This is a genomic window from Pleomorphochaeta sp. DL1XJH-081, from assembly GCF_049310885.1.
GTDB lineage: Bacteria > Spirochaetota > Spirochaetia > Sphaerochaetales > Sphaerochaetaceae > CAYZJV01.
This window is the reverse complement of the sequence record NZ_JBMDYO010000004.1, coordinates 50,767-76,631: the sequence shown is the minus strand read 5'-3', so window position 1 is coordinate 76,631 and position 25,865 is coordinate 50,767. Positions and strand designations below refer to the sequence as shown.

28 protein-coding genes and 4 tRNA genes are annotated in these 25,865 nt (G+C 45.3%); 6 read left to right on the top strand and 26 right to left on the bottom strand.

The window, feature by feature from the left end:
* Window positions 1-1,167 (top strand): tRNA uracil 4-sulfurtransferase ThiI, encoded by a 1,167-nt coding sequence (thiI, locus tag ACODJP_RS08630; RefSeq protein ID WP_422480545.1) that lies wholly within the window; start codon window positions 1-3, stop codon window positions 1,165-1,167.
* Here the strand turns inward: thiI and ACODJP_RS08625 are convergent.
* Genes ACODJP_RS08625 through ileS form a run of 3 tightly spaced genes read right to left on the bottom strand, consistent with a single transcriptional unit; the run spans window position 1,162 to window position 5,505 of the window.
* Entirely contained in the window at window positions 1,162-1,413 is a 252-nt protein-coding gene (locus ACODJP_RS08625) for an FmdB family zinc ribbon protein (RefSeq protein ID WP_422480543.1), read from the bottom strand. The genes thiI and ACODJP_RS08625 overlap by 6 nt on opposite strands.
* The gene (locus tag ACODJP_RS08620) at window positions 1,413-2,357 is read right to left on the bottom strand and encodes a hypothetical protein (protein WP_422480541.1); all 945 of its coding nucleotides are present in this window, start codon (window positions 2,355-2,357) and stop codon (window positions 1,413-1,415) included. The genes ACODJP_RS08625 and ACODJP_RS08620 overlap by 1 nt, the downstream gene beginning before the upstream one ends.
* Window positions 2,358-2,370: 13 nt before the next feature.
* Window positions 2,371-5,505, bottom strand: a complete 3,135-nt coding sequence (gene ileS / locus ACODJP_RS08615) for an isoleucine--tRNA ligase (RefSeq protein WP_422480539.1) — start codon at window positions 5,503-5,505, stop codon at window positions 2,371-2,373.
* A gap of 189 nt (window positions 5,506-5,694) precedes the next feature.
* Here ileS and ACODJP_RS08610 point away from each other — a divergent pair, with 189 nt between their 5' ends.
* Complete coding sequence (locus tag ACODJP_RS08610) at window positions 5,695-7,080, top strand: CCA tRNA nucleotidyltransferase (RefSeq protein WP_422480537.1); 1,386 nt, start codon at window positions 5,695-5,697, stop codon at window positions 7,078-7,080.
* On the opposite strand, the gene rnc is transcribed toward ACODJP_RS08610, so the two are convergent.
* The 13 genes from rnc to ACODJP_RS08545 all read right to left on the bottom strand — a co-directional run bounded on the left by rnc (window position 7,056) and on the right by ACODJP_RS08545 (window position 16,117).
* Window positions 7,056-7,805 carry a ribonuclease III gene (gene rnc / locus ACODJP_RS08605; protein ID WP_422480535.1) on the bottom strand — a complete coding sequence of 250 codons (750 nt, stop codon included), beginning with the start codon at window positions 7,803-7,805 and terminating at the stop codon, window positions 7,056-7,058. The two genes, ACODJP_RS08610 and rnc, sit on opposite strands and share 25 nt — an antisense overlap.
* A 13-nt stretch (window positions 7,806-7,818) precedes the next feature.
* Window positions 7,819-8,061 carry an acyl carrier protein gene (gene acpP / locus ACODJP_RS08600; RefSeq protein ID WP_422480533.1) on the bottom strand — a complete coding sequence of 81 codons (243 nt, stop codon included), beginning with the start codon at window positions 8,059-8,061 and terminating at the stop codon, window positions 7,819-7,821.
* Window positions 8,062-8,096: 35 nt separating this feature from the next.
* Window positions 8,097-8,285: a 50S ribosomal protein L32 gene (rpmF, locus tag ACODJP_RS08595; protein WP_422480531.1), complete on the bottom strand. Its 189-nt coding sequence runs from the start codon at window positions 8,283-8,285 to the stop codon at window positions 8,097-8,099.
* A gap of 55 nt (window positions 8,286-8,340) precedes the next feature.
* The gene (gene coaD / locus ACODJP_RS08590; protein WP_422480529.1) at window positions 8,341-8,847 is read right to left on the bottom strand and encodes a pantetheine-phosphate adenylyltransferase; all 507 of its coding nucleotides are present in this window, start codon (window positions 8,845-8,847) and stop codon (window positions 8,341-8,343) included.
* Complete coding sequence (locus tag ACODJP_RS08585) at window positions 8,844-9,329, bottom strand: hypothetical protein (RefSeq protein ID WP_422480527.1); 486 nt, start codon at window positions 9,327-9,329, stop codon at window positions 8,844-8,846. The genes coaD and ACODJP_RS08585 overlap by 4 nt, the downstream gene beginning before the upstream one ends.
* Window positions 9,330-9,695 (bottom strand): YraN family protein, encoded by a 366-nt coding sequence (locus ACODJP_RS08580; RefSeq protein ID WP_422480525.1) that lies wholly within the window; start codon window positions 9,693-9,695, stop codon window positions 9,330-9,332.
* Between the two features lie 84 nt (window positions 9,696-9,779).
* Window positions 9,780-10,133, bottom strand: a complete 354-nt coding sequence (rplS, locus tag ACODJP_RS08575; protein WP_422480523.1) for a 50S ribosomal protein L19 — start codon at window positions 10,131-10,133, stop codon at window positions 9,780-9,782.
* The gene (gene trmD / locus ACODJP_RS08570; RefSeq protein ID WP_422480521.1) at window positions 10,111-10,872 is read right to left on the bottom strand and encodes a tRNA (guanosine(37)-N1)-methyltransferase TrmD; all 762 of its coding nucleotides are present in this window, start codon (window positions 10,870-10,872) and stop codon (window positions 10,111-10,113) included. The genes rplS and trmD overlap by 23 nt, the downstream gene beginning before the upstream one ends.
* Complete coding sequence (rimM, locus tag ACODJP_RS08565; protein WP_422480519.1) at window positions 10,869-11,372, bottom strand: ribosome maturation factor RimM; 504 nt, start codon at window positions 11,370-11,372, stop codon at window positions 10,869-10,871. The genes trmD and rimM overlap by 4 nt, the downstream gene beginning before the upstream one ends.
* Window positions 11,372-11,605 (bottom strand): KH domain-containing protein, encoded by a 234-nt coding sequence (locus ACODJP_RS08560; protein WP_422480517.1) that lies wholly within the window; start codon window positions 11,603-11,605, stop codon window positions 11,372-11,374. The genes rimM and ACODJP_RS08560 overlap by 1 nt, the downstream gene beginning before the upstream one ends.
* Window positions 11,606-11,620: 15 nt before the next feature.
* On the bottom strand, window positions 11,621-11,887 hold the full coding sequence (gene rpsP, locus ACODJP_RS08555; protein WP_422480515.1) for a 30S ribosomal protein S16: 267 nt from the start codon (window positions 11,885-11,887) through the stop codon (window positions 11,621-11,623).
* A gap of 22 nt (window positions 11,888-11,909) precedes the next feature.
* Window positions 11,910-13,241, bottom strand: coding sequence for a signal recognition particle protein (ffh, locus tag ACODJP_RS08550; protein ID WP_422480513.1), 1,332 nt, complete (start codon window positions 13,239-13,241; stop codon window positions 11,910-11,912).
* Between the two features lie 35 nt (window positions 13,242-13,276).
* Complete coding sequence (locus tag ACODJP_RS08545) at window positions 13,277-16,117, bottom strand: chromosome segregation SMC family protein (protein WP_422480511.1); 2,841 nt, start codon at window positions 16,115-16,117, stop codon at window positions 13,277-13,279.
* Between the two features lie 138 nt (window positions 16,118-16,255).
* On the opposite strand from ACODJP_RS08545, the gene ACODJP_RS08540 reads away from it, so the two are divergent.
* Window positions 16,256-16,810, top strand: coding sequence for a ribonuclease HII (locus ACODJP_RS08540; protein ID WP_422480509.1), 555 nt, complete (start codon window positions 16,256-16,258; stop codon window positions 16,808-16,810).
* On the opposite strand, the gene ACODJP_RS08535 is transcribed toward ACODJP_RS08540, so the two are convergent.
* Both ACODJP_RS08535 and ACODJP_RS08530 read right to left on the bottom strand, forming a co-directional pair.
* Window positions 16,800-17,042, bottom strand: a complete 243-nt coding sequence (locus tag ACODJP_RS08535; protein ID WP_422480507.1) for a DUF3276 family protein — start codon at window positions 17,040-17,042, stop codon at window positions 16,800-16,802. The genes ACODJP_RS08540 and ACODJP_RS08535 overlap by 11 nt on opposite strands.
* 274 nt (window positions 17,043-17,316) lie before the next feature.
* Window positions 17,317-17,387 (bottom strand) — tRNA-Gly (locus tag ACODJP_RS08530).
* Window positions 17,388-17,522: 135 nt separating this feature from the next.
* Here ACODJP_RS08530 and ACODJP_RS08525 point away from each other — a divergent pair.
* Window positions 17,523-18,716, top strand: coding sequence for an aminopeptidase (locus ACODJP_RS08525; RefSeq protein ID WP_422480506.1), 1,194 nt, complete (start codon window positions 17,523-17,525; stop codon window positions 18,714-18,716).
* 35 nt (window positions 18,717-18,751) lie between these two features.
* Window positions 18,752-19,987, top strand: a complete 1,236-nt coding sequence (locus ACODJP_RS08520; protein ID WP_422480504.1) for an aminopeptidase — start codon at window positions 18,752-18,754, stop codon at window positions 19,985-19,987.
* Window positions 19,988-20,018: 31 nt separating this feature from the next.
* On the opposite strand, the gene ACODJP_RS08515 is transcribed toward ACODJP_RS08520, so the two are convergent.
* The 7 genes from ACODJP_RS08515 to ACODJP_RS08485 all read right to left on the bottom strand — a co-directional run bounded on the left by ACODJP_RS08515 (window position 20,019) and on the right by ACODJP_RS08485 (window position 24,556).
* The gene (locus ACODJP_RS08515) at window positions 20,019-20,783 is read right to left on the bottom strand and encodes a type III pantothenate kinase (protein WP_422480502.1); all 765 of its coding nucleotides are present in this window, start codon (window positions 20,781-20,783) and stop codon (window positions 20,019-20,021) included.
* Window positions 20,784-20,797: 14 nt separating this feature from the next.
* A complete protein-coding gene (locus tag ACODJP_RS08510) occupies window positions 20,798-22,435 on the bottom strand; it encodes an ABC-F family ATP-binding cassette domain-containing protein (RefSeq protein WP_422480500.1) in 1,638 nt (545 codons plus the stop codon).
* A gap of 75 nt (window positions 22,436-22,510) precedes the next feature.
* Window positions 22,511-22,582, bottom strand: a tRNA-Glu gene (locus ACODJP_RS08505).
* Window positions 22,583-22,591: 9 nt separating this feature from the next.
* Window positions 22,592-22,662: transfer RNA gene (locus ACODJP_RS08500), tRNA-Gln, on the bottom strand.
* Between the two features lie 150 nt (window positions 22,663-22,812).
* A complete protein-coding gene (locus ACODJP_RS08495) occupies window positions 22,813-23,343 on the bottom strand; it encodes an adenine phosphoribosyltransferase (RefSeq protein ID WP_422480498.1) in 531 nt (176 codons plus the stop codon).
* Between the two features lie 11 nt (window positions 23,344-23,354).
* Window positions 23,355-24,368 carry a tRNA (adenosine(37)-N6)-threonylcarbamoyltransferase complex transferase subunit TsaD gene (tsaD, locus tag ACODJP_RS08490; RefSeq protein ID WP_422480496.1) on the bottom strand — a complete coding sequence of 338 codons (1,014 nt, stop codon included), beginning with the start codon at window positions 24,366-24,368 and terminating at the stop codon, window positions 23,355-23,357.
* Window positions 24,368-24,556: a hypothetical protein gene (locus ACODJP_RS08485; protein ID WP_422480494.1), complete on the bottom strand. Its 189-nt coding sequence runs from the start codon at window positions 24,554-24,556 to the stop codon at window positions 24,368-24,370. The genes tsaD and ACODJP_RS08485 overlap by 1 nt, the downstream gene beginning before the upstream one ends.
* 177 nt (window positions 24,557-24,733) lie before the next feature.
* On the opposite strand from ACODJP_RS08485, the gene ACODJP_RS08480 reads away from it, so the two are divergent.
* A tRNA-Thr gene (locus ACODJP_RS08480) sits at window positions 24,734-24,805 on the top strand.
* 223 nt (window positions 24,806-25,028) lie between these two features.
* Here ACODJP_RS08480 and ACODJP_RS08475 read toward each other — a convergent pair.
* On the bottom strand, window positions 25,029-25,730 hold the full coding sequence (locus ACODJP_RS08475) for an SGNH/GDSL hydrolase family protein (RefSeq protein ID WP_422480492.1): 702 nt from the start codon (window positions 25,728-25,730) through the stop codon (window positions 25,029-25,031).
* Between the last annotated feature and the right edge of the window lie 135 nt (window positions 25,731-25,865).

Below are 25,865 nucleotides of genomic sequence, written 5' to 3'. Positions count from 1 at the left end.
ATGACAACAACACTCTATTTGGTTCGTCTTGGTGAAATATCGCTCAAGGGTATGAATCGTGATTTTTTTGAACGTAAGTTGAAGGATAATATCAAATATAAATTAAGACCCTATAAGAATTTTTTCAAGAAACAAAAAGGCAGATTATTCATTGAGATAGATGATGCTGCACCAGCTGAGGTCGTCCAACAAGCACTATCGACTACTTTCGGAGTTGTTGGATACTCAGCAGCTTTGAAATGTCAGAAGGATATGGAATCCATCAAGGCAGCTGCATTGACCTTGGCAAGTCGTTCCTCCTTTCTTGAAGGAGCAAAAACCTTCAAGGTTGAGACCGTTCGTTCCGATAAAAGCTTCCCTCTCAAATCCTACGATATTTCAGGAGAACTCGGACATGAAATTCTTATGGCACAGCCACAGTTCACCGTAGATGTCCACCATCCCGATAGGATCGTTCATGTTGAGATTCGCGACCAGGCATACCTGTATGCATCACCGGTTCCTGGACCAGGAGGGTTACCGGTGGGGACCGCTGGACGAGGAATGCTCATGCTATCAGGGGGAATAGACAGTCCTATAGCCGCTTACCGTATGGCAAAACGGGGGCTACGACAGGAGGCTGTATATTTTCATGCCTATCCTTATACCTCCGATGAGGCCAAAGAGAAGGTAATTACCCTAGCGAAGCTGCTTAGTCCGTATTGTAGTGGTATAACGCTACATGTCGTTCCCTTTACCGATGTACAACTCCATATAAAGACCCATAGCCATGAAGAGGAAAACACGCTCATGATGCGCGCATGCATGATGCGAATTGCCAACAAGCTTGCGATAAAGAGAAATTGTCTGGCTGTAGTCACGGGAGAATCCCTCAGCCAAGTAGCCTCCCAGACTCTCGAAAGCCTCGCATTCACCAATAGTATGTCCGAGCTTCCTGTATTCAGACCTTTGATTGGAATGGATAAGGGAGAGATTATTGAGACGAGTCGAATGATCGGCACTTATGAGACTTCAATCTTGCCATTCGAGGATTGCTGCACCATTTTCAGTCCCAAACATCCCTTGGTAAGACCCGACAAAGTTCAGCAGACAGCTACTTACCAGGCCATGGAAATCGAGGAACTTCTTGACCAGGCTGTGGAAAAGGCAGAGATATTCAACTTATGAGGAGGTACCGGATGCTGCTGCGCAGCTAGCACATGAGGAAGATTCGCCAGAGGCTTTGTCGCTGGAACTTTTCTTCGAATCATTGCAGTAAAATCCGCTGCCTTTGAAAATGACCGAGTTGAGACCGAATACACGTCGTATTTTCCCTGAGCATTGGGGACATTCTGTCAAAGCATTGTCATTCATGCTCTGCTGGATTTCGAATTGATGATTGCAGGAATCACAGATGTATTCATAGATTGGCATTACCGTTTCTCTCCTGTTGAAAGTGTTGCAAGTGAACCGAACATAGCGGAAAAGGACTCATACTGTTCTTGGGACAACTCCATGCCATTGATCGACACTGCAGCATTCTCCAGTACGAACAGATTAGTCAAATCTCCAAAAGGTTCCTTGTTTCGCCGTTTGTCTGAAATATACGAACTTTTCAAGAGAATGGAAAGAGAATTTGCAAGTTTTGGACTCTTCATGGTAATAATGCCGCCAAGCGACAACTTACCATTCAGATCCTCCTCAACGACCAGTACCATTGATTCAGTTTGGGCAAGAACCGTTTGGGGAATAGCCAATCCAACATCCACCATTGCCTGAGGATTTCCGATATAGAACCCGAACAAGGAGTTCGCCATTCTTTGGGCGAGCCCTGCCGGAATCTTTGTGGTCCTTTCTTTATAGATGGTGTGGTAGGCCTTCATATAATCGGCATCAGCAAAGAGAAGCAGGTCTCTCCTCGGAGCATATACATCCAAACCCAACCATGCATTGCGATAGTACCGAACTCTGCCCTCTTCAATTTTCTCCCATGCATCGTCCCAAAGTAGCATACTATTGGTTAAAAATGCAGGAATATTACCCTCTGCTATACCGTAGAAATGGTAATTTGCTAAGTCTTCCGCAGAATATACCCCATCATCATCCGCTATACCGCTTTCATCGTATAGGGCAACAGAGAGTCGATCTACCCTCGATAGTAGCTCCCCAAAAGATGGGTCGGATTCCAGGAATCTACCAGGAAGTTTTTCAGGTGATGTGGTATCCATCGTAACTACGATTTCTTGCGGATCTCCCATTGCTTGGAAATAGTAGTCATCCGTAATTGGACGGTGCACGCAGGAGACAAAGGTAGCCAAGATCGCAACAGATGCCACGATCCTAGCGACTACCGTATGTTTTGTCCGCATGCTACCCATGTATTGTCTTCTCCTACACTATCTTTAGTGCTTGGATCCGAGCCACGGTATCTCCACAGGGAATTTCAACCGATTCTGGGCTATCCGAGAAGAGTGTCTCGTCTGCTAATGTCTCACGGGCAATATATTCGTTGAAAGTACTGAATGACTCGGAAACCAAGGCGTCTCCCGATACCCGTAAGGATATACGGTCTGCTACATCAAATCCTTGCTCCTTGCGAAGGTTCTGGACTGCTCGCACGATATCGCGGGCAATTCCTTCTAGTAACAAATCATGTGTTATGGTCGTATCGAATCCAACGGTGAGTTGTCCTTCATTCAAGACTTTCATATTTTCCATTTCAGATCTTTGGACTATGATATCATCCATGCCAATATCTATAGTTCCCTCATCATACGAAAGTTGGATTGTATGGCCATCCAAGATTGTTGCAATAGTTTCACTTGGGAATTCTTGGATTTGTGCTGCAACAGCCTTCATGTGTTTGCCGAGCTGTTTCCCTAGAACCTTGAAATTTGCCTTGGCAAGATAGGAGACAAGTCCACTTTCATCGGCCTGGATAGAAATTTCCTTGATATTCAGCTCTTCTTCTACAATATCTCGCATAGAGTCGAGGATTTCTCTCTCTTCCTTATCTCTTGTTACCAAGAACAATTTCTGTAATGGTTGCCTGATCTTCAGATTGTGGATACTTCTCAATGACCGCCCCATGGTGATGGCTTGTCTGGTCAAACCCATCTTCCGTTCAAGATCCCTATCACGTTGACTTTCGTCGTACATGGGAAAATCGCCCAAATGGATCGATTCCGGCATTCCTTCCGATCTAAGATTTCTATAAATCTCTTCTGTCGTAAATGGTATTACCGGTGCCGCAGCATGGATTACCGTCATAAGAACTCTATAGAGCGTATCGTAGGCTTTCTTTTTATCAGTATCGTTTTCCGACCTCCAGAAACGACGGCGACTTCTTCGGATATACCAATTGTTCAAGGAATCAATGAAGGAGACGATCGCACCGCAGGCACGCTGGGTTTCGTAATGGTCCCAAGCTTCGGTAACTTCCTGTACCAAAGCCTCGCTTGCCGATACTATCCATCTATCCATGGGATTATCGAGTTGCTCAAACGGAGTCTCGGATGGCTCGTAACCATCAATATTCGCATAGGTGACTAAGAAGGAGTAGGCATTCCATAGCGGGATTATCAAGGTTTTGAGTACTTCCTTTACCCCATCTTCAGAGAACTTTAAATCTTCTGCTCTGGTTACTGCACTATTCATCAATGCGAATCTGAGTGCATCGGCACCATATTGATTCACGATCTCCATTGGATCGGAATAATTCTTCAACGATTTGGACATTTTCTTTCCATCAGCTGTAAGAACAATTCCGTTAGTTACACAGTTGAGGAATGCGGGCTTGTCGAACAGTGCGGCACCGATAATGACTAAGGTATAGAACCAACCCCGGGTCTGATCCAATCCTTCGCAGATGAAATCGGCTGGAAAGTGCTCTTCAACAAATTCCTTGTTCTCAAAAGGATAATGATTTTGGGCATAGGGCATGGAGCCGGATTCGAACCAGCAATCCAAGACATCGGGTATACGACGCATCGTACCCTTCCCGTCCGGACTAGGCCAAGTGATGTCGTCTACAAAATGTTTGTGGAGATCTTCAACCCGTACTCCACTCTTCTTCTCCAACTCATCTATTGAACCGATCACTTCCACATGGTCAGATCCATCGCATTTCCATACAGGTATAGGGTTACCCCAGAAACGGTTACGGCTTATCGCCCAATCCCTTGCTCCTTCCAACCATTTACCGAATCTACCATGTTTCAGATGCGCTGGCATCCATGTTATTTGATCGTTCGCATTCAGCATCGAACTCTTAAGCTTGGTGACATCGACATACCAGCATGCCATTGCCCGATAGATCAATGGTTTGTGGGTACGGTAGCAAAATGGGTAGCTGTGAAGATAATTCTCCCTTTTAACCAACTTACCGTGCTCCTTAAGCCATTTGATGATTCCGGAATCGGCATCCTTTACGAAAATACCTTCCCAAAGGGGAACATCTGAATTGAATTTACAATCGTCGTCAATCGGGCAAACAACTGGGATACCGGTACCTTTTAGTACCTGGTAGTCATCTTCACCGAAGCCAGGAGCTGTATGGACGATACCACAACCGTCCTCTACGGTAACGTAATCGCCGAGAACCGTAATGAATGCGCCCTCCTTCTTTAACTCAGCAAAGAATGGGAATAGTGGTTCGTAGGTCTTTCCCGCCAATTCAGTACCTTTGTACCGTTGGACGATCTCATAGGTCGAGGGATCCTGATAATAATGGCTCAACCGCCCTTCCCCCAAGATATAGTAGACTTGTTCCTCAAGGTCCTTCACCTTCACATAATCAATATCCGGTCCAAGTGCTAACGCCAGATTGGAAGGAAGGGTCCAAGGTGTCGTGGTCCAAGCAAGGAAGTAGGTGTCATCCATCCCGTCTACCTTGAAACGAACGGTTACGGCTTGATCGACGACATCTTGGTATCCTCCAAGGTTTACCTCAAAGTTAGAAAGAGGAGTCGCTAGTGCTGGACTATAAGGAAGGATATTGTAGCCTTCATAGATAAGGCCCTTTTCATAGAGTGTCTTGAAAACCCACCAGATGGATTCCATGTAGTCGGTATCCATAGTCCGGTACCCATGCTCGAAGTCAACCCAACGTCCCATTCTATTGATGGTATCCTTCCACTCCGATGTATAGCGTAGAACGATCGAACGGCACTCCTCGTTGAATTTCGCTACTCCGTACTCTTCGACAGCTTTATGACCGGTTATATTTAGGGTTTTTTCAATCTCATATTCTACCGGTAATCCATGGCAATCCCAACCGAATCTCCTGTTGACCCTTTTACCCTTCATGGTTTGGTAACGGGGATAGAGATCTTTTATTGTACCAGGAACAAGATGTCCGAAATGAGGAAGGCCAGTAGCGAACGGAGGACCATCGTAGAACACATATTCGTTATCTGCACTTCTGTTCTCTACCGTTTTTTGATAGATGTCATTATCTTCCCAGAATTTTTGGATGTTTTCTTCCATCTTGGGGAAATCTGTTTTCGGATCGACCGGATTGAACATTGCTGGAACTCCTCAACCAATAAGAATGAAAGGTATCTATACCCTAGGATGATTTCTAGAGCCAAGAGGCATTGCCTCCCACTTCGTCCCGAGGGACGAGATATGAACCATAGGGACAACTATAGACATTTTATGCGTTATATTCAATCTGTATTGACAATAGTATCATGCGACCGGTAGCATGATGCCATGGCAACTTTCCCCATTTCACGGTCTATTAGACAATTCGCAGACCGCTTCACCCAAGCGGGCTTCTCCATCTATATCGTAGGAGGAGCTGTGCGCGACCATCTTCTGGGGAGAAAAACCAATGATTTCGATTTCGCAACCGATGCACAACCCGATGAAGTGATGCGGTTGTTCCGGTCAGTCATTCCGACTGGAATCAAGCATGGTACGGTTACAGTCCTATTCAAAGGTTCTTCCTTTGAGGTAACCACATTTCGTATTGACGGCACGTACGCTGACAACAGGCATCCCGATTCTGTTAAATTCGTACGATCTCTCGAAGAGGACTTGAGAAGAAGAGACTTTACCATAAATGCCTTGGCGGTAGATGCCACCAACGGCAAGGTTATCGATTTCCATCATGGAATGGATGATCTGAAATCACAGAGTATTCGTGCAATAGGAGACCCTCGAAAACGATTTGAGGAAGATGCTTTGCGCATTTTACGAGCCTGCCGTTTTTCGGCACAACTCGAATTCTCTATTGAAATAGAAACACGCTCTGCCATGGCCTCGCTTTCTCATAGACTGGCTTCTGTATCAGCCGAACGTATCCGTACGGAGATCATGAAAATGATGGAATCTCCTAGACCTTCCTTAGGGATCAGGGTAATGCATGATACTTTGGCGTTGGAGGTTGTACTTCCAGAACTGGCAATGGGTGATAATATATCGCAAAAAGGAGCCCATCGCCTCGATGTACTCCAACATGGGATAGCTGCATGCGATTCGGCTCCGCAATCCAAGCCTCTTGTCCGCCTAGCCGCACTATTGCATGATATTGGAAAAGTGCCCACAAAGAGAGTTACTGAATCGGGAGAGACTATATTCTATCAACATGAAATCGAATCGGAGAACATGGCAGGAAATATCCTAAGAAGATTAAAATTCTCCAATGAAGAGCGCAATATAGTTCTGAATTTGATTAGAAACCATATGTTCCACTATACCCCGGATTGGACCGATGGGGCTGTACGGAGGTTTATAAATCGCGTTGGTACCGATGCTATAGCCGACCTTTTTGACTTGAGATTGGCAGATCAGAAGGCAATCCATGGACAAACCCATGTCGAGAATCTCGTAGAATTCCAAAATCGGATCGACCAGGTGCTTAAACAGAGTACAGCCCTGACAACTAAGGATTTGGCTATCAATGGAGAAGATCTATTCCGATTGGGTATACCAAAGGGTCCAATAATGGGCGTAATTCTCAAACAACTTTTGGAGACAGTCTTAGACGATCCAACAGAGAATGAATTTGAAAAGCTTGGTACCATTGCTCTAAAGTTCTATGAACAGAGAATTCTCCATCCCTCAAGAAATCATTCCCCTACAAGCTCATCATAGGCGATCTTTGCCGCGGCCTGTTCACCCTCTTTTTTATTGTTCCCTGGAGCAGGTCCATAAGTTTTCTTATGTACCGTTACCTTGACCCAGAACGTATTGTCATGCTCTGGTCCCGTCTTCTTAGTCACATCATATTTCGGATAGGTCTTATATCGTTTTTGGGCATATTCTTGGAGCAACGTCTTGTAATCCTTGCGATGTTTATTTGCCAAGACAACCTTGATCTCAGGAACAAGAAGGTTTTGTACCAATTCAGTCGCAGCTTTGAAACCTGAATCCAAAAAATACGCCCCGAAAATCGCTTCCATACAGTCGGCAAGCAAAGCCTTCTTATTACGGCCACCAGAAAATTCTTCTCCCTTCCCGATAAGGATGAAATTATCCACACGGAGCTTCTTGGCAACGATGGCTAGGCTTTCCTCGCTCACCACAAAGGATTTTATTCGGGAGAAATCTCCTTCGTCGGAATCTGGCAAATGAATAAAGAGCCAATTGGCGACTATGAGACCAAGTACACTGTCTCCGAGGAATTCGAGTCTTTCATTGTTATCCACTTCCCCATTGCTCTCGTTCGCATAGGATCGATGGCAAAAGGCAAGATTCAACAGCTCAAGATTCTTAAATTTAATTTCTGCTTGTTTTTGAAATAAGGAAAGCTCCCGTTTTCTCTCAGGAGAAATCTCAGGAGCTTTACCGTATGACAATGTCTTTGGGAAAACAGACATATCTGTAATGTGTCTATTTCAACATCTTAGCCAAGAAATCTACAGCATCGCGCACTGTTTCGAATTCGTTAGCCTTCTCGTCAGGAATCGATACTCCCAGCTCTTCCTCGATTGCATAAACCAATTCGTAGGTATCGAGACTATCGGCTCCAAGATCCTTACGGAAAGAAGAATCAAGTGTGATCTTGCTATCTTCAATTTCCAATTTCTCGGCAATCAAACTCTTTACTTTCTCAAATACGGTATTCGAATCCATGTTGTTTCCTCCTGAATACTTTCGCCAAATGCGGCTTAAGCCATCTTTTCTTGATCAATAATCTGCTTACCACGGTAGAAACCGCACTTCGGGCAAACGCGATGGGGAACCACCATGTTACCACAAGTACCACACACGGAAAGTGTGGGAGTGGCAAGCCGCATGTTAGCTGCTTTTCTGGAGGCTGCTCTCGCCTTCGAAGTCTTATATTTTGGTACCGCCATATTTTAACCCCTTCAATCGTAAATCTGCTTTTGTGAGAATAACGAAAAGCAACTGTTATGTCAACAACTTGACCTTGTTTCTGAGCTTTTCCGCTACCGCTTTCGGAACCATTTTGCTTATATCGGCACCGAACGCCGCCATCTCTTTGATAGCTGAAGATCTGAGCACGAAATAATTTGGATCAGTTGGCATGAATAGGACCTCTAGGTCCGGATTCAACTGTTTATTGGTCATGGCCAATTCAAATTCATAACCAAAATCAACCAAAGCTCTTACACCTCTGACCATGACGTGAATTTGCTCCTTCTTCGCATAGTCAACAACCAAACCATTCCATGTAACAACACGTACATTACCGTAGGGAGCAAGCATGGATTGGAGCATGTCCATTCTCTCCTCGGCAGTAAAAAGACACTTCTTGCTGATATTATCGGCAACTACTACGTCTAGCGAATCGAATAACCGAGCCGATCGTTTTATGAGATTTAAGTGACCGTTCGTAGGAGGATCGAAAGTTCCTGGCAACATGGCCTTGATTTTCCCTGGCTTCCCTCCACTCATCTTTTCAGCTCCTCCACATACCGTTTCATAGCAGTAAATGTCTCCGAAGATTCGAATGGAATACGTTTTACAATTACAAACTTACCCTCTTCATCGGTCTCTATTATGGCAAAGACGCCTTTGCCGATGTAGGATACTTTTTGTTTTGGTAAGACGTGCTCATCCTCTTCTATCTTGCGCAATACGCAATCAAAATGGTTGAAAGAATCTGGCTGTGGACCACAGATTGCCTGTGCTATACCTTCAATAGGTTTGCCGCATATAGCACAATCGGGTACCGGTTCCTTCACTTTGGGCACGACGATGGCTGGAAAACTCTTATTCGGCTTTCGTGATTTTTCTTTTGGTTGCGCCCCGTTCGAACCTGCGGTTTTCAATCCTTGTTTGGATTGCTGTCTCCGACGTCTTCGTTTATTCTCGTTCTTCTTACTCGATTTCTTTGGGTTGGTGCCCGCAGCACCCGTATCCTGTCCATTTGTCATTCACGGTTCCCCTTCGATATGTATCAATTCCCCTCCATATAAGAGAATCACATCGATACGGATGAAATCATAACGCAATTGCCGGTTAGATGCAATGAAGCTAGCTAAGCCCCTTTTAAGTCTATGGATCTTTCTAGGAGATACCGCATACCGGATATCGTCCTCGGGATAATAGGGACGGCTCCAACGCTTCACTTCAATACAGACTAAGGTAGTACATGCTTTATCTAGCGCTATGATATCTAATTCACTTCCTGGAACCCTAAAATTCCTTTCGAGAATGGAATATCCGTTACGTTTAAGGTAATCACATACCCTCGATTCACCAATGCGTCCTTTTTCTGTATTGTATTTCTGCCATCCCACAATTGTGCTCCAATCATATTTGGACACAGATAAAAGGACGGTAGCCGCAGGCAACCGTCCTCTGGAAAGCAGTGCAAAACACTATTATCTCTTTTTGATAATAAGTTCGGGTACTTTCGCGGCCTTTCCGATCTTGGAGCGGATATAGTAGAGCTTTGCCCTTCTGACCCGACCACGTCTAATGACCTCTATCTTCTCAATTCGTGGAGAATGGAGAGGGAAAATCCTTTCAACGCCTACACCATAGGAATTCTTCCTTACGGTGAAAGTCTTGCGGATTCCGCTATTTTTAAATGCAAGGACCAAACCTTCATAGACCTGGATACGCTCCTTGTCACCCTCTTTGATAGTGAAGTAAACCTTCACGGTATCTCCAACGTGGAAATTTGCCACGTTATCTTTCATCTGTTCTGACTCAATCGCCTTGATCACATCCATCTTCTTCAGTCCCCTTCGCAACATATGGTTTCAATTCAGTTACAATTCTTTTCGCAACCTCGTCCAGTTCCGCTTTTTCCAACAATTCAGGTCGGTTCAGAAGAGTCTTCTCCAACCGTTTGCGCATGCGCCACTGGTCAATGCGTGCATGATGACCCGACAATAATATCTCAGGAACGTTAATTCCGCAATAGGTTTCGGGTCGTGTGTATTGAGGATATTCCAACAATCCGTCGGTAAAACTCTCCTCAACCAGCGATTCACCGCTGATTACACCTTCCAACAATCGGTACACGGCATCGACAATCACCAATGCCGCAACTTCTCCGGACGAAATCACATAGTCTCCTATGCAAATCTCGTCATCAACATACAGGTCTATGATCCTTTGGTCAATACCCTCGTACCTTCCACAGATGATCACAAGATCTTTTTCCTTGCTCAATTCAGTAGCATACTGTTGGGTAAAAGGCTTTCCGCTGGGTGTAGGATAAACGACACGCTTATTCTTTGCATCGATAGAATCAAGAGCCCTACCCAAAGGTTCAGGCTTGATCACCATACCCGCCCCACCGCCATAAGGAGCATCATCACATGTCTTGTGTCTATCGATAGCCATATCACGGAAATTGACCAGATTGTATGAAACAGTTCCGGCAAGAACACTCTTGGCCATAATGGAACTGGTAAAGAACGAATCAACAATTTCCGGAAACAAGGTAACGATATCAAAATTCATGAAAGCAATTCAGGAGCCAATAGCTCCAACTCCTTCCTATCCAAGTCAACGGTCCCTATATAGTGCTCCATGAATGGAACGAGATATTTCTTCCCATCCAGAATGGATTCTATTTCGAGAAGAAGTGCCTGCGGACCATCGATCACACCCACAACCTTTCCTACTGTCTTCTTATCGACTACTAGAGAACAGCTTGCAAGATCGGCGACATAGAATTCGCCCTCTTCGAGTCTTGCGGCAGAATCACGAGGTATCCAGATTTCCCAACCGTTGTAGGTTCGGACAGTCTCCGGAGTATCGAGTCCTTCGAACTTTACAAGCAACTCTTTCCCAGCAGGTTTAATCTCTTGAAGAGTAAGCTTCTTTTCCTTGCCATCCTTTCGCAACAAAACAACACCCAAATTCATCAGGTGTTCATATTCGTCGGAATAGGAGTGCAATTTTATGAAACCGTGTATGCCATGGGGGCCCTTGAGGACCCCTGTCGCCAAATAATCCATTAGTCCAAAATTTCCAGCTGTACGTGTTTTCCGCTCTTAGCAGCCGAGGCGCTAAGAATGACACGTACCGCATTGGCTATCCTTCCCTGCTTACCGATAACCTTACCGACATCATCCGGAGCGACTTTGAGCTCAAGGATGGTCGATTGCTCCCCCTCAATGATATTCACCGAGACGTCATCCGGTTGGTCGACAAGTGATTTAGCAATGTATTCAACAAGATCCTTTTCCACAGTAAAACCCTCCAATTACTTCTGAGGGGTTCTGTCGACTGTGATATTATGTTTGTTGAGAATCTTTTTCACAGTTGCCGATGGTTGTGCACCTTTGGCAATCCACTCTTTGATGCGATCCTCTTTGAGGACAACCTGCTTGTCTTCAGCCTCGATGGGATGGTACTGACCAACCTCTTCAATCGAACGACTGTCACGCGCAGCCTGTGAATCGATTACTACCACACGATAATATGGTCTCTTTTTCGATCCGAACCTCTTCAATCTGATACTCGTACTCACAACTTCCTCCTGCTCAACGCAATTACATACCCATGTGTTTCAACATTGAAGCTTGGTATTTTTTATTTTTTGCGAACTTCTTCATAGTAAGTCGCATTTTCTCAAACTTTTTCAAGAGCCTGTTGACCTCGTTTACCGATGTCCCACTACCCTTAGCAACCCGCTTCCTGCGTGTCGGTCCCAGTATACGGTAATTTGTCCTCTCCGCATAGGTCATGGATTGGATGATCGCTTTTTCCCGCTTCATTTCTTCGGTATCAATATCATCCTCACTCACATTTCCCTTTGCGCCTGGGATCATATCGATCAGTTTGTCAATAGAACCCATTTTATTCATACGGTCGAGCTGGTCCAGATAATCTTGCAGATCGAAGGTGTTTTTGCTCATCTTCTCCTGCATACGTTCTGCTTCAGCTTGGTCAATGGTCTCCTGAGCCTTCTCTACGAGAGAGACGACATCTCCCATTCCCAAGATCCTTGAAGCGATCCGATCAGGATAGAACGGGTCCAAATCCTCAAGCTTCTCACCTACACCAATGAATTTGATCGGTTTTCCAACGATAGAACGCAATGAAAGGGCTGCACCACCACGGGTATCGGAATCGAACTTGCTGAGGACAACCCCTGATATTCCTACTTTCTCTTCAAATTCCTGGGCAATAGTGACAGCATTCTGACCGGTCATCGCATCTGCAACAAACAGTGTCTCATCTGGGGAGACAGCCTGATAGATCTTCTTGATCTCATCCATCATCGTCTCATCGAGGTGCATACGTCCCGATGTATCAACGATCAGGATATCGTACTGTTCTTTTTTGGCTGCCGCAAGCGCATGTTTGGCAACAGCCACAGGGTCTTTGGACTCTTGTGCAAAAACAGGAACATCGATCTTTTCACCAAGTACCTGTAACTGTAGAACAGCTGCAGGACGGACCAAGTCGGCAGCAACCAACATCGGACGACGGCCCTGTTTTTTGAAACGAGCGGCGAGTTTAGCAGCAGTAGTAGTCTTACCCGAACCCTGGAGCCCCATCATGAGGATCACGCTGGTAGTGTCGGGACCTTTGAGATTTATGTGTTGGCTCTCTTCATCTCCCAACAGTTGGACCATCCTATCATAGACGATCTTGATGAACTGTTGTCCAGGATCGATGGATTTGAGGACTTTCTCGCCAGTAGCCTCTTCCATCGTCTTGTTAATAAAACGTCTGACCACACGAAGATTTACGTCTGCTTCGAGCAGCGCAATCTTGATCTCTTCGACCGCGTCTTGAATATTTTTTTCGGTGATTTTCGCCTTGCCGCTGAACGACCTGACGATACCAGTAAATTTCTCGCTTATTGAATCAAACATTACACATCCAAATCTATCTGCTTTACGGTAAAGATTTATACTGTATTATTGGAGGGAGTGTCAACCTGCGCATCGTAAATTACCTCCTCATCAGCTTCCCAACCCATGCGATAACTGATTGCCTTGGAAACTCCCCTCTCTTGCATAGTAACCCCTAAAAGTGTTCGTGAACCCATTACGGTATGCTTGTTATGAGTGATGATAATAAATTGCGAAGAAGATGCGAAATCCTCTAATACACTGAGGAAATACCCGATATTTCGGTCATCCAATGCCGCATCGATCTCATCCAGAATACAAAATGGGGAGGGTTTCACCTTGTAGGTTGCGAACAATAGTGCTACCGCGGTCAACGATTTTTCTCCTCCCGAAAGTGGTGCGAGTCGATCTAGCTTCTTTCCTGGGGGTTGTGCAAGGATATCGATCCCGCTTTCCAATACATTCTCAGGATCCATAAGACGTAATTCAGCCCGTCCTCCTCCGAACATTCGATGGAACATTTCTTGGAAATTGATACGGATCTTATGATATGAGTCGAGGAACAACTCTTCTGAACGTTTCTTAATTTCTTCAATAACACGAGTCAGATCATTCTTCGCCTTCATAAGATCGGTCATTTGCTGATTCAAAAAGTCGTACCGCTCCTTGATTTCTGCGAATTCCTCTTCTGCCATATGGTTTATATAGCCCATACCTTGGATCTGTTTCTTCAAGGATGCCAATTGCTCGCGCAATTGCCCCAGATCGCCTAAATCTTCCTCCAGACGGGCATCAAACTCTTTCAGACTCTTTCCATAGGTATCGAAAAAATTCCTATAGACACCTTGAATCTGTTCTTCCAAGGACTCAATATGAAAGGTGTATTTATCGATACTTCCACGCAATTCATTCAGTTCAGTATACCGTTGGTTTATTTTCTGACGCTCACCACTGAGTCTCTCGTTTTCCCGTTCAATAACCTCTACAATTTCGACCAACTGCCCATCAAGGGAATCTTTCTCCTCCTCTATGCGGACTTGGTCTTCACGTACTAGAGACATCTGCTCTATGGCTTCTTCGACTCTCTGGGCTGCAACCTGTGCATCACGTTCAGCATCGGAGTGGAGGTATCGCTGTTCGGTAATGTTTTTCTCAAGACTCTCTATGAGTGATTTTGAACTTGCGACCCGGGCTTGATGTTCTCCTAGCGAGACCTTCAACTGGGTCAGTCTCTCTCTATACTGTTCCAGTAACTCGGCCAATCCATGATTTTCTTCACGTAAGGTCTTAATAGCCTCACGGTGTGCTATAGAACGGGAACGCGAAGCAGCAAGCTCACCGTCGATGCCGTGTTTTTGAGTGATGATGCCCTCTGGAGCCAACAGTTCATCGATAAAACTAGGTATGGTATTTCGGTATGATGAAAATAATTCTGCCAAGGCTTCTATCGAACGAGAAATCTCTTGCAGGAATCTATTCCACTCTTTAACAATATCGGTCGGATCAGTAGTCTTATTCTTCAGCAATGGACCGATAGTCTTCCCAAATTCCACCCTTTCAGCCAAGGAGTTCCTCATACGCTCCAATCGTTCGAGAAATGCTTGTTCGGACGATCTCCTTGCTTGAATCGAGTATCCGCTCTCAGAAAGTTTCCTATCTAATTCTACGACAATCAGATCAGTGATTTCTTGGAGTTTAGCACCCAATTCCTGTTGTTTCGAATCTTCTACGAGAATCTCCGATTCCCGACCTCCGATCTCCACATCATGCTCTTTGATGAGTTCTTGTGTTTCTCCCATCTGAAGCACATGCTGAGTAATCTTCTCACCTAGATCCTCTATCGTCTGAGTTATTTGTTGCTTGTAATCCCGTTGGCTCTCCAATTCGAATTCATCGCGATCTATCCTCTCCAGAATTTGACCTGCCCGGGCATCAGCCTCATCCTTGCTTCTCAAGAAATCTTGATAGCGTTGTTGCAGGAGTTCCAATTGGTCACGCTTCGCTATCAGCTGTTCCTCCAGTCTCTGGATACGTGTCTGAATCGCTACCCGTGTTTCAGCATGCCGACGTAATTCACTCTGTTCACTTTCGACTTGTTCGGTATCTATGGAAATCTGTTCTTTCAGTTCATCATACGCCAGCCTCGCCTTCTGCAGCTGATCGTTTCTTGAGTCACGAAGGAGCAAAAAACTTTTAACAGTAGAAAGTTGTACATCAACTTCAATAGAGGCCTGTTGTTGTTCCAATTCCCTATAACGTGCTGCTTTGGAGGCTTGGGCTTTCCGGGAATCGTATTGCCGTTTGATCTCTCCGAGCAAGGTTTCTACCTGTTCAATATTCTCTTCTGTCCGCTCCAGCTTTCTTGCAGCCTCAATACTCCGTAGTTTATAACGGGTAATTCCAGCTGCCTCTTCAAAAATATAGCGGCGGTCTTCAGGTTTATGGCTGAGGATTTGGTCGATCTTCCCTTGCTCAAGGATTGAGTAGGCTGATTTGCCTACTCCGGTATCAAAAAAAAGTTCACGAATATCCTTCAGCCGGACTTGGCTTCGGTTTATAAAAAACTCACTCTCTCCACTGCGGTAGAGCCTACGCTTGATCTCAACTTCACTGTGTTCTGTAGGAAGTATCCCGCTCGCATTATCGACAAGCAAGGTCACCTCCGCTACATTGAGTGGTTTTCTGCTCTCGGTTCCGTTGAAGATGACATCCTCCATCTTTCCCGCACGCAAGGTTTTAGTTGACTGCTCTCCCAAGACCCATTTAATGGCATCTACAATATTACTTTTACCGCAACCATTTGGGCCAAGCAATGAAGTAGTCCCGTCGGCAAATTCCAGACGGGTCTTATCGGCGAAAGATTTGAATCCATATAGTTCTAGGCTCTTGAGGAACAACCGGAACTCCCATGCTTATAGTCACTTCACGCGGCTGGAAACTCCCGTTTATGGGCGAGAGTCCGTCAGTCCACCATCGCGAGTATACCATACCTATGATGAATTGACAAATTACATCACCAAGCCTACTATCGCCTTATGATGCTTATTTGTGGAATTGACGAGGCCGGAAGGGGCCCTATAGCCGGTCCGGTCTGTGCCGCCGCAGTAGTCTTGCCGAAGGATTTTCCTTTTGAAATCCTAGCGGATTCAAAGAAGCTCTCACTTAAGAGACGTAAATCCGCTGAAACAATGATCAAAAACCAAGCAATCGCTTGGGCAGTAGCTTGGTCTAGCAGAGGGGAGATCGACAGGATAAACATTCTACAAGCTACCCTCTGTGCGATGCAGCGGGCATACATGAAGATTGCAAGAAGCGGCATAGGAATTGATATGGTTTTAGTTGATGGTAACAGGACACCAAACTTGCCAGTACCATGCCAAGCAATCGTAAAAGGCGATGATTCGGTCTTTGAGATTATGGCGGCCTCGATCTTGGCCAAGACCGCTAGGGATGATTTGATGCTATTGATGGATCAGAAGTATCCCTTTTGGGGTTTTGCCAAGCATAAGGGCTATCCGACGAAGGCGCACCTGGAGGCATGCAATATTCATGGCCCCAGTCCTATTCATCGGATGACTTTTACCTTTTAGTCTTTTGTTTGAGGAAATCGAGTGTCTTCTGGAATTCTTTCACGAATTCTCCTAGATCTTCTTGATACACGAGGATAGATTGTCTAATGAATTTTCCTTCACCGCCCTCAGTACCCTTGCTTTCAACGATATTCAAGAACAGATCGCCATAGACATTCTCTTTTACATTGAAAAAGTAGGTCCTGTCTTTGGTAACCAATCTAGTCGAATAAACTTCTCCACGGACTCCCATTACTCACCTCTTTTGGATTATTACATACATAGCATCGGACATGAAAGGTTTCAATTTTCGTTCCCTGCACTCGCTCAGCAATACAAGCGAGCTTTTGTTTCCTGCACTCGTTCGGTATTGGATCCACTTCGTAGTCCCGCTGCCCTCGCTTCGTTTGGAAATGCAAGTTCCTTTCGTTCCCTGCACTCGCTCAGCAATGTGACCACTTCGTGGTCCCGCTGCCCTCGCTTCGTTTGGAAATGAAAAAACCTGGCTTCGCCAGGCTCTCCGTATAAGCGCCCGACGGGAATCGAACCCGCCTCTTCAGCTTGGAAGGCTGAGGTAATACCACTATACCACAGGCGCACGCTTCTGTCTCTTGATGCACCTATATATACCTGAATCCCGTAGTATGGTCAAGGCCCCCGAGTAAAATATTCGGTAGTGTATCTATTGGTCGAAAGAGTGAAATTATAGTACTATGAAGCATTGAGGAGTAATATGGACTATCGTACGACATATATGGAAATCCTACTTAGTGTAGTGATGAACATCCAAGAGGGAGAATCCCTTTCAATTAATACTAACCCGGGTCATCTGGATTTCGCCAGGGATCTTGCACAGATTGCCAGTGAAACGACCTTACAACCGGTGCATATCGTTCCAATCGAAGAGGGCTCGCCAGGAGAGGTCATCACGGTTTCGCCGATTGAGCATGAACAATCTCCCCTTCCACCATTGCGTGCCGCTTTGCTTAGACTGGATGACACTGAAGACCGTGATTGGGATTTTTCTGCTGATCCGCAACAAATAGCACAGGATTTTGCTTTATTGCAGAAAGTAGGTAATCTTGCTCCACCTCAATTGGACAGACAGGTTGCGCCTTGGTCGATAGCCGCTGTTCCAGGCCCTGTTTGGGCCCGTAGGCTCCTGGGCAATCATGCGACAGAGCAACAATTATGGGATGTATTGGCACCAGTATTCAAAATTGAAGACAAAGATCCCCAACATGCTTGGCGCGAACATATTTCGTTGCTTGATAGCCGTCTGGCAAATCTCAATCGACTTGAGGTGGAAACCTTCGAAATCCGCAATGAGACAGGAACCCGACTGACTCTGGCTCCTGTACTCGAATCCCGTTGGCGTGGAGGAGTAAGAAAACTAGAGAACGGAAGGGCTTTTGTTCCTCATCTTCCCCTCGATAGAGTGAGCATGTTAGTCGATCGCAGCACCACCACCGGGATACTCCGTACCACAAAACCATTCCCCGTGCTCGGAGGAATGGTTGAGGGTGCGGTACTTGAATTCTCTCAGGGTCGTATTGTCTCGTTCGATGCCGCTTCTGGCAAAGAGTTGCTGAAAATAGCTCTAGGAATGGATGAAGGTGCATCGAGAATGGGAGAATGCTCTTTAGTTGAAAAAGGTTCCGCTTTGACACATATTGCCGACGTTTTCGGATATGCGGGATTCGATGAGAACCATACCTCTACTATTACATTGGGAATGGGAGAAGCATTCCACCTTGAAGCTCTCGATACCTATTCCGATGAATTGGAGCTACAGGAACAAACTGGCTGCAACGTAAGTAATCTGAGAGTCCGTTTGCCTATAGGTGATGACAATCTATCGTTTACAGCACGGTTAATAGACGGGGATGAGATCATCATCATGCATAATGGCCAGTTTCTGATCTAATTCCTGCATTCAGATAAATATTTAAGGGGAACTATATGAAAGACATCAAGACCATGGAAAGAGCTTATGCTGAGCTTATCGTAAATTCGGGAGTCGCCCTCTACCCAGGGCAATGCCTCCAGATCAAGACTGGACCAGAGAACTACCCATTCGCCCAACAAGTTGCTATCGCTGCCTACGAATCTGGAGCGCTGCTCGTACAAATCGAGATAGATGATCTTCGTTTAGTAAGAAAGAGAACCGATAGCCAGAGTATCGAACAACTATCGCAAGTTCCCGATTTCGCCAAGAACATCGACTACGAAATGATGGTAAAAGATTGGGCATATATACGGATCGATAATACTGAGGATCGGCATTGGCTTGCTGACGCTGACTCCGCCAAATTAGGGGCATACAAAGCTGGCAAGGCAAATTCGGGACGGTTATACCAACTCAGTCGCATGCGACATGAGCACCCTTGGTGTGTAGTTTGTGCACCGGGGCCACAATGGGCAAAGCAAATCCTAGGAGAGAATGCAACTGTTGAAGATCTGTGGGAGATCATGGCTCCGATTCTACGGCTCGATACACCGGATCCCATAACTGCCTGGCAAGAACATGCAGATACCTTGTTGGCTAGGGGCAAATATCTGGATAGTCTTGAAATCCGTTCATTACATTTCAAAAGCAGCAAGACCGATTTAACCATTGGATTCACAGAACAGCATCGCTGGATGGGCGGAGGCGACCCATTGCCGAATGGTGGATTTTTCCTTGCAAATATTCCCACTGAAGAGGTTTTCTCTACCCCCGATAGATTGACTGCCAATGGTCGAGTAGTTACAACCCGTCCAGTATCAGTAATGGATTCTCTAGTTGAAGATGTCGTTCTTGAATTCAAGGATGGCAAGGTAGTCTCTTGTACTGCAAAAAAAGGACAGTCGATCATGGACCGATTCCTAGATACCGATGAAGGTGCTAGATATCTGGGTGAAGTCGCGCTTGTTGATGAGGACTCACCTATTGCCAAGGCAAAGCATGTGTTCCATTCAATCCTCTTCGATGAGAATGCATCTTGTCATCTTGCCCTCGGAGCTGGATACCCAAGTTGCCTAGCCAACTATGAGACGCTTAATTCGGATGAAAAACTCCTTGGTGCTGGTTGTAATCGCTCTCTGGTACATACCGATTTCATGGTAGGTTCTCCAGATATGGATATCGTCGCTACAACTAGAGAGAACAAGAAAGTACAAATCATGAGACAGGGAAGATTTGTTCTAGGAAATTAAACAGATTGGTAAATTCCCCGTGGTGAGGGCTTCAATGATTGGCATCGGCCATGATTCTGAGGCCCTCCAATGTGAGCAGAGGTTCAAGATGGTCTATCCGCCCTATCAGAGGGGCAATAGTGCGGGAAAGTCCTCCAGTTGCGAGGACTTTGGCCGATTTGCCCAACTCCTGCTCCGACCTACTGACCAACTCTTTCACCAAACCTGCGTATCCGTACATGATTCCACTCCGTATGGAGGCATCTGAATCTCGTCCTATCGCACGTTCAGGCAATTTGAGCTGTACTTGGGGAATCTGGGCTGTATTATGGAAAAGTGAGTTTACAGCAGTTACAAGACCGGGCGCTATTGCAGCTCCCAATACTTCACCTTCTTCCGTAACTGTAGTCAATGTCAATGCTGTACCGAAATCAAGTACCATGCAGAGATGGTCAGGATACAGATCATGTGCAGCGACAGCGTTTGCTAACAGGTCACATCCCAATTCTTTCGGAATACTTTCTCGTTTCAATGAAGGAGCGGAATCATGGGTAACCATCATAGGCTCTTTCCCACTTAAGGTTCGGATGACCTTTTGGAAAGAACGTGTGAGATTCGGAACAACCGAACTGATGATGGATCGGTCGATATCCGATGGAGTAAAACCTCCATGGCTCACCATCCTCTCCACAATGACAAAATACTCGTCGCTGGTCTTCTTCTGGTCGCTGTATATCCGCCAGTTTGCTACCCATGTATTTCCATCATGCATAGCCATCACAACATTGGTATTTCCAATATCAACTACCAGCAACATCGCATTACTCCTTGTCAGATAGTCACCCCGTTATGACCATGGTAATAGGAATCTCGCAGTGCACGGATATCCTCGTTCTCCAAATACTCCTCAAGACCCATTATCCTATCGATAACATTGCCATCGGGAGCAAATTCAATGATTCTATTCGCTATCGTATCGACAAACTGGTGGTCATGACTATTGAAGAGCAATACACCAGTAAAATCGATCAATCCATCGTTCAGACTCGTTATAGCCTCAAGATCAAGATGGCTCGTTGGTTCATCGAGAATAAGTACATTACCCTGTTCCAGCATAATCCTAGCGAGGACACATCGAACCTTCTCACCACCACTGAGAACAGTACAATCCTTCAGTGATTCATCACCTGAGAAAAGCATACGACCGAGAAATGAACGAACAAAGGTATCGTCCTTCTCGACCGAATACTGACGTAACCAGTCGGTGATACTCAAATGTTCCGAGAAATAAGCACTATTGTCTTTGGGAAAATAACTTTGCTTGGTGGTAACACCCCATTCAAAGGTTCCACTATCGGGCTCCATCCTACCAGCTATGATCTCAAAAAATACCGTTTTCGCATAATGGTTCGGTCCAACAAATGCGATTTTATCACCATTATTCACCATGAGGGAAAAGTTATCCAAGACTTTTTCACCATCAATGGTTTTTGTCAGACCTTTAACTTCGAGGATGTTTTTCCCAGGCTCACGTTCTGGTTTGAAAGCGACATAGGGAAATCTTCGAGATGAAGGTTTTATATCGTCAATTGTCAATTTATCGATCAATTTCTTACGACTGGTAGCCTGGCGTGCTTTTGAAAGGTTGGAACTGAACCGTTGGATGAACTCCTTCAATTCAGCAATCTTATCTTCACGCCTTCTCTTCTCATCCTTCATCTGCTTAGCGGCAAGTTGGCTGCTATGATACCAGAAATCATAGTTTCCGACATAGAGGAGTATCTTTCCATAGTCTATATCGGCAACATGGGTACAGACAGTGTTGAGAAAATGCCTATCGTGGGATACAACAATGACCGTATTGTTAAAATTGGCAAGGAAGTTTTCCAACCAATGGATCGATTCAAGATCCAAGTGGTTTGTAGGCTCGTCAAGCAGGAGAATATCGGGATTTCCGAACAATGCCTGGGCAAGAAGAACACGCACTTTGATATTGTCTTCGATATCGCCCATTTTGCTCTGTAACAAAGTATCAGAAATACCAAGTCCATCGAGCATAACACCTGCCTCGGCTTCGGCTTCCCATCCACCAAGTTCGGCGAACTCTCCCTCCAATTCAGCTGCTTTTATACCATCCTCTTCGGTAAAGTCCTCTTTGGCGTAGATCTTATCTCGCTCTACCATGATCTCATAGAGCCGTTCATAGCCCATGATCACAGTCTCTAATACCGTATGATCATTGAATGCAAAGTGATCCTGTTTGAGGACTGCAATACGTTCTCCCGGAGTTACTATGACGTCACCGGTGTCGGCTTCAAGCTCACCCGAAAGAATTTTCAGGAAAGTCGATTTTCCGGCGCCATTGGCTCCTATGACTCCATAGCAATTACCAGGGGTGAATTTGATGTTTACTTCCTTGAACAATACCTGTGTTCCGAAAGCTAGCGAAATATTTGAAGCTGTTATCATGAATAATCCTTTCTAGATTCGATAGTACCTGCTATCACAGAAAAATGCCAGCCCGAGGTTGGGCTGGCTTGGCTATAGTCCCTAGGGGAATCGAACCCCTCTTTGAAGACTGAGAATCTCCCGTCCTAGCCGATAGACGAAGGGACCGTTAGGAGACTGGGATGAAGGGATTCGAACCCCTAAAGGCAGAACCAGAATCTGCAGTGTTACCATTACACTACATCCCAACGTTATAAATCCTGCTTGAATTTATAGAAATTGAGGATATTTGTCAACCCTTATAGGAAAATGAAAGGTAACAATACCCTAATGCACAGGCTAGGCCTAGAAGGCACACCCTGCCCTCGTTCGGTTAAGCAACTAAGCCTTTGTTTTCTTCATTCGCTATCGTAGTCGATCAGAGTCCGGATTTCGTACTTATCCAATTTCTTCCCATAATCGAGGAAAGGCAATCCGATTACACCGAATACTCCCGCTACGGTAGCTCCCATATCCTCAATCAAACTAGCCGCGGCTTCAATTGTTCCTCCAGTAGCGATCAGATCATCTACTATAAGGATCCTCTCCCCAGCATGGACATCACTTTCATGGATTGAGACATAATCCTGACCATATTCCAGATTATATTTGCGTTCCTGTGTCTTTCCTGGCAATTTCCCTTTTTTCCGTACCAATACAAGCGGTATACCCTTCTTGTAGGCATAAGGAGCAGCAAAGACGAATCCACGGGCTTCGATACAAGCTACTGCATCAATTTTCTGCTCCGCGTAGATCTCATCCATTTTATCCACACAATACTGAAAAGCTTCCGGTGTTGTGAGGATACTAGTGACATCATAAAACAAGATTCCCGCACGTGGAAAATCGTGAACTTTTCTTATTGCCGAATCCAAATCAAATGTTCCCATGACGAGTCCCCCTAAGGATAAGTTTTCTTGAAGGCTGTTACACGAGCCGAAGCAGTGACACTGAGATCACTGGTAATACCGTCTACTAGATAACGATAGGCCAATCCTGCAATCATCGCACCATTGTCGGTACATAATTCCATTGATGGAAACGCCACTTCAATTCCTGTCAAAGCTTTCATTTCACTTCGCAGAAGACTGTTAGCCGCAACGCCTCCACCAACTGCCAAGCGGGTGAGTCCAGTATCATCGAGTGCCTTGCGTACCCGTTTCATCAAGATGACTATAGCTGTCCTTTGAAAGGAGGCTGCAATATTTTCCGGAGATTTGGCCGACGTACCATCCCAAAACTGATCAAGTTGGTTGATTACTGCTGTCTTCAACCCAGAGTATGACACATCATAGGGATGATTTCCTTTTTGCAATGCTGGCCCAGGGAATAGGAAAGCCTTGGAATCTCCATTTTTAGCCAGCCTATCTATCACCACTCCACCAGGATACCCAAACCCATGGTGTTTAGCGACTTTATCGAAGGCTTCGCCTATAGCATCGTCAATCGTCGTACCCAAGACATCGATATCGTCATATCCGTTGACCTTACAGATTACGGTATGGCCACCAGAGACCAGAACTCCAAGGTATGGATAATCAAGAGGATGTTCAATCTGTGAAGCATAGAGATGGGCTCTTATGTGGTCGATTCCAATAAATGGAACATCAAGTGTTGCCGCAAAACCCTTTGCGAAGTTGACTCCCACCAACAAGGATCCCAATAGTCCTGGACGATTGGTCACTGCAACAGCATCAATATCGGCAACGACCATATCCGCTTCATTCAGAGCTGATTGCACTACTTGTGATATCCACTCGGTATGGAGTCGGGATGCGATTTCAGGGACCACTCCCTGGTAAGGGGTGTGCAATTCGATTTGTGTAGCTACAATATTACTGAGGATGGAAACACCATCTTCGACAACTGCTACCGAACACTCATCGCACGAGGTCTCTATTCCGAGAACCTTCATTACCAGAATTCTCCAAAATACGCATCAGCTAGATCATCTAACGAGTATCCTTTCTCCATCATATCGGGATACAACTCCATATAAAAATCGGCAACCTCAGGCGTCCAGGGAACTCCTGCACGAGCACTGCGGTTAGCCTTTATCCGTATTGCAACAACTCGCTCCTCGGGAACCGAGGTTTCCGGCATATGCCGGGTAAATTTCTTATTCAGAATGCACTCCAATCGGAGATATGCTCCGTCGATATAAGGTAGTTTGTATCCTAGCTTTGGTCAAGCCCGTCACTTCCAAGAACCCCTCTCAAAACCTCGGTCCCCTTGCATTTTACAGCAAAATCCGGTAGTGTTTACCGGTCTTATGACAATGCCAAAATGGCTCAGGGGTAGAGCAGCGCACTCGTAATGCGCAGGTCGTGGGTTCGAATCCCACTTTTGGCTTAATTTTTAGCCTTTAATTGTTTGCTTGGTATGTAATTATTAAAATTGCGTCTCCAAAAAGTGTCTCCAAAATTGCAACACTAATCTCGTTCGCCACTAGTAACCTTTTCAATGAAAATATCACTACTCCAGGTCAAGCTCTTGTAAGATAAGGTATTGCCACATGCTTCGTACCGAGAGGCGCGGTATCTCAACGTTTATTTCCTGCACCCACTTCGTTTGGCTATGCAGGAATCTTCATTACATGAAAATCGGCTAACAAATCCATGATCAATGCATGTCCAGCCTCATTTGGGTGGATACCATCGTTGCATATGAGAGAGCTGCAATCCTTTCTCGCTAGAAAACCACTTCTGATATCAATCATCTGCGTATGTGTCTCCAAGGCTACAGTCGCTATCCGAAGGGAGTAGAGTTCCTGATATCGTTCTATGTTATGGATGTCCCCAAGCCAGTGGAGAATGCGGTTCTTATCCAACCCATTTCGACAGATATGGCCTAGATAACGTTTTGCATCGATCGGTGGTAAAGTCATGAGTATAGGAACTATATCCACTCGTTTCAGTTGCGATATCATATGTTTCAACGTCAAGTCAAACTCCTCCAATGGAGTTTTCGGTAGATGACTGGCATCAGGATCTGCCGCGACTTGATCCCAGAGGAAATCACAATCATTTCCTCCATACTCAAGCAATACACTATCACAATGCAACCCATTGGCCATAGCTCTCTGAAGTAAATCCTTCCCCTTGGTAACCGTACAACCAAACATAGCGCTATTTTGGAACTCAACTCCAAGAAGATCCCCTAAACGATCGAACCCATTGTTTTTAATTGGAATATACCGATCTTCCTTTTCGCTATACACCACCCCTTTCAAAATTGAGTCACCAAATATACGAATTTTCTTCTTATCCATCTTCATAGATACATTGCCTCCACCATAGGTATGTATGTAAAGGCTAGTAAAGGTAAAACATGAAAGCAATAGAATGAATATACCAAAAACAATCAGAATCTACAGCTATTGTTATCTGGTAAGAATTAACTATGCACAAAC

Bases quoted from the DNA above. Each gene is read 5' to 3' on its own strand.
- ACODJP_RS08610 (WP_422480537.1), top strand. From the start codon at position 5,695: ATGGCAACTTTCCCCATTTCACGGTCTATTAGACAATTCGCAGACCGC.
- ACODJP_RS08475 (WP_422480492.1), bottom strand. From the start codon at position 25,730: ATGAAGATGGATAAGAAGAAAATTCGTATATTTGGTGACTCAATTTTG.
- tsaD (WP_422480496.1), bottom strand. From the start codon at position 24,368: ATGAAGGTTCTCGGAATAGAGACCTCGTGCGATGAGTGTTCGGTAGCA.
- ACODJP_RS08585 (WP_422480527.1), bottom strand. From the start codon at position 9,329: ATGACAAATGGACAGGATACGGGTGCTGCGGGCACCAACCCAAAGAAA.
- ACODJP_RS08620 (WP_422480541.1), bottom strand. From the start codon at position 2,357: ATGGGTAGCATGCGGACAAAACATACGGTAGTCGCTAGGATCGTGGCA.
- ileS (WP_422480539.1), bottom strand. From the start codon at position 5,505: ATGTTCAATCCGGTCGATCCGAAAACAGATTTCCCCAAGATGGAAGAA.
- ACODJP_RS08535 (WP_422480507.1), bottom strand. From the start codon at position 17,042: ATGGGAGTCCGTGGAGAAGTTTATTCGACTAGATTGGTTACCAAAGAC.
- rnc (WP_422480535.1), bottom strand. From the start codon at position 7,805: ATGTCTGTTTTCCCAAAGACATTGTCATACGGTAAAGCTCCTGAGATT.
- coaD (WP_422480529.1), bottom strand. From the start codon at position 8,847: ATGAGTGGAGGGAAGCCAGGGAAAATCAAGGCCATGTTGCCAGGAACT.
- ACODJP_RS08540 (WP_422480509.1), top strand. From the start codon at position 16,256: ATGATGCTTATTTGTGGAATTGACGAGGCCGGAAGGGGCCCTATAGCC.
- rplS (WP_422480523.1), bottom strand. From the start codon at position 10,133: ATGGATGTGATCAAGGCGATTGAGTCAGAACAGATGAAAGATAACGTG.
- ffh (WP_422480513.1), bottom strand. From the start codon at position 13,241: ATGTTTGATTCAATAAGCGAGAAATTTACTGGTATCGTCAGGTCGTTC.
- ACODJP_RS08495 (WP_422480498.1), bottom strand. From the start codon at position 23,343: ATGGGAACATTTGATTTGGATTCGGCAATAAGAAAAGTTCACGATTTT.
- ACODJP_RS08520 (WP_422480504.1), top strand. From the start codon at position 18,752: ATGAAAGACATCAAGACCATGGAAAGAGCTTATGCTGAGCTTATCGTA.
- ACODJP_RS08625 (WP_422480543.1), bottom strand. From the start codon at position 1,413: ATGCCAATCTATGAATACATCTGTGATTCCTGCAATCATCAATTCGAA.
- rpmF (WP_422480531.1), bottom strand. From the start codon at position 8,285: ATGGCGGTACCAAAATATAAGACTTCGAAGGCGAGAGCAGCCTCCAGA.
- acpP (WP_422480533.1), bottom strand. From the start codon at position 8,061: ATGGATTCGAATACCGTATTTGAGAAAGTAAAGAGTTTGATTGCCGAG.
- ACODJP_RS08515 (WP_422480502.1), bottom strand. From the start codon at position 20,783: ATGTTGCTGGTAGTTGATATTGGAAATACCAATGTTGTGATGGCTATG.
- ACODJP_RS08525 (WP_422480506.1), top strand. From the start codon at position 17,523: ATGGACTATCGTACGACATATATGGAAATCCTACTTAGTGTAGTGATG.
- thiI (WP_422480545.1), top strand. From the start codon at position 1: ATGACAACAACACTCTATTTGGTTCGTCTTGGTGAAATATCGCTCAAG.
- rimM (WP_422480519.1), bottom strand. From the start codon at position 11,372: ATGGATTATTTGGCGACAGGGGTCCTCAAGGGCCCCCATGGCATACAC.
- ACODJP_RS08510 (WP_422480500.1), bottom strand. From the start codon at position 22,435: ATGATAACAGCTTCAAATATTTCGCTAGCTTTCGGAACACAGGTATTG.
- ACODJP_RS08485 (WP_422480494.1), bottom strand. From the start codon at position 24,556: ATGCCGGAAACCTCGGTTCCCGAGGAGCGAGTTGTTGCAATACGGATA.
- trmD (WP_422480521.1), bottom strand. From the start codon at position 10,872: ATGAATTTTGATATCGTTACCTTGTTTCCGGAAATTGTTGATTCGTTC.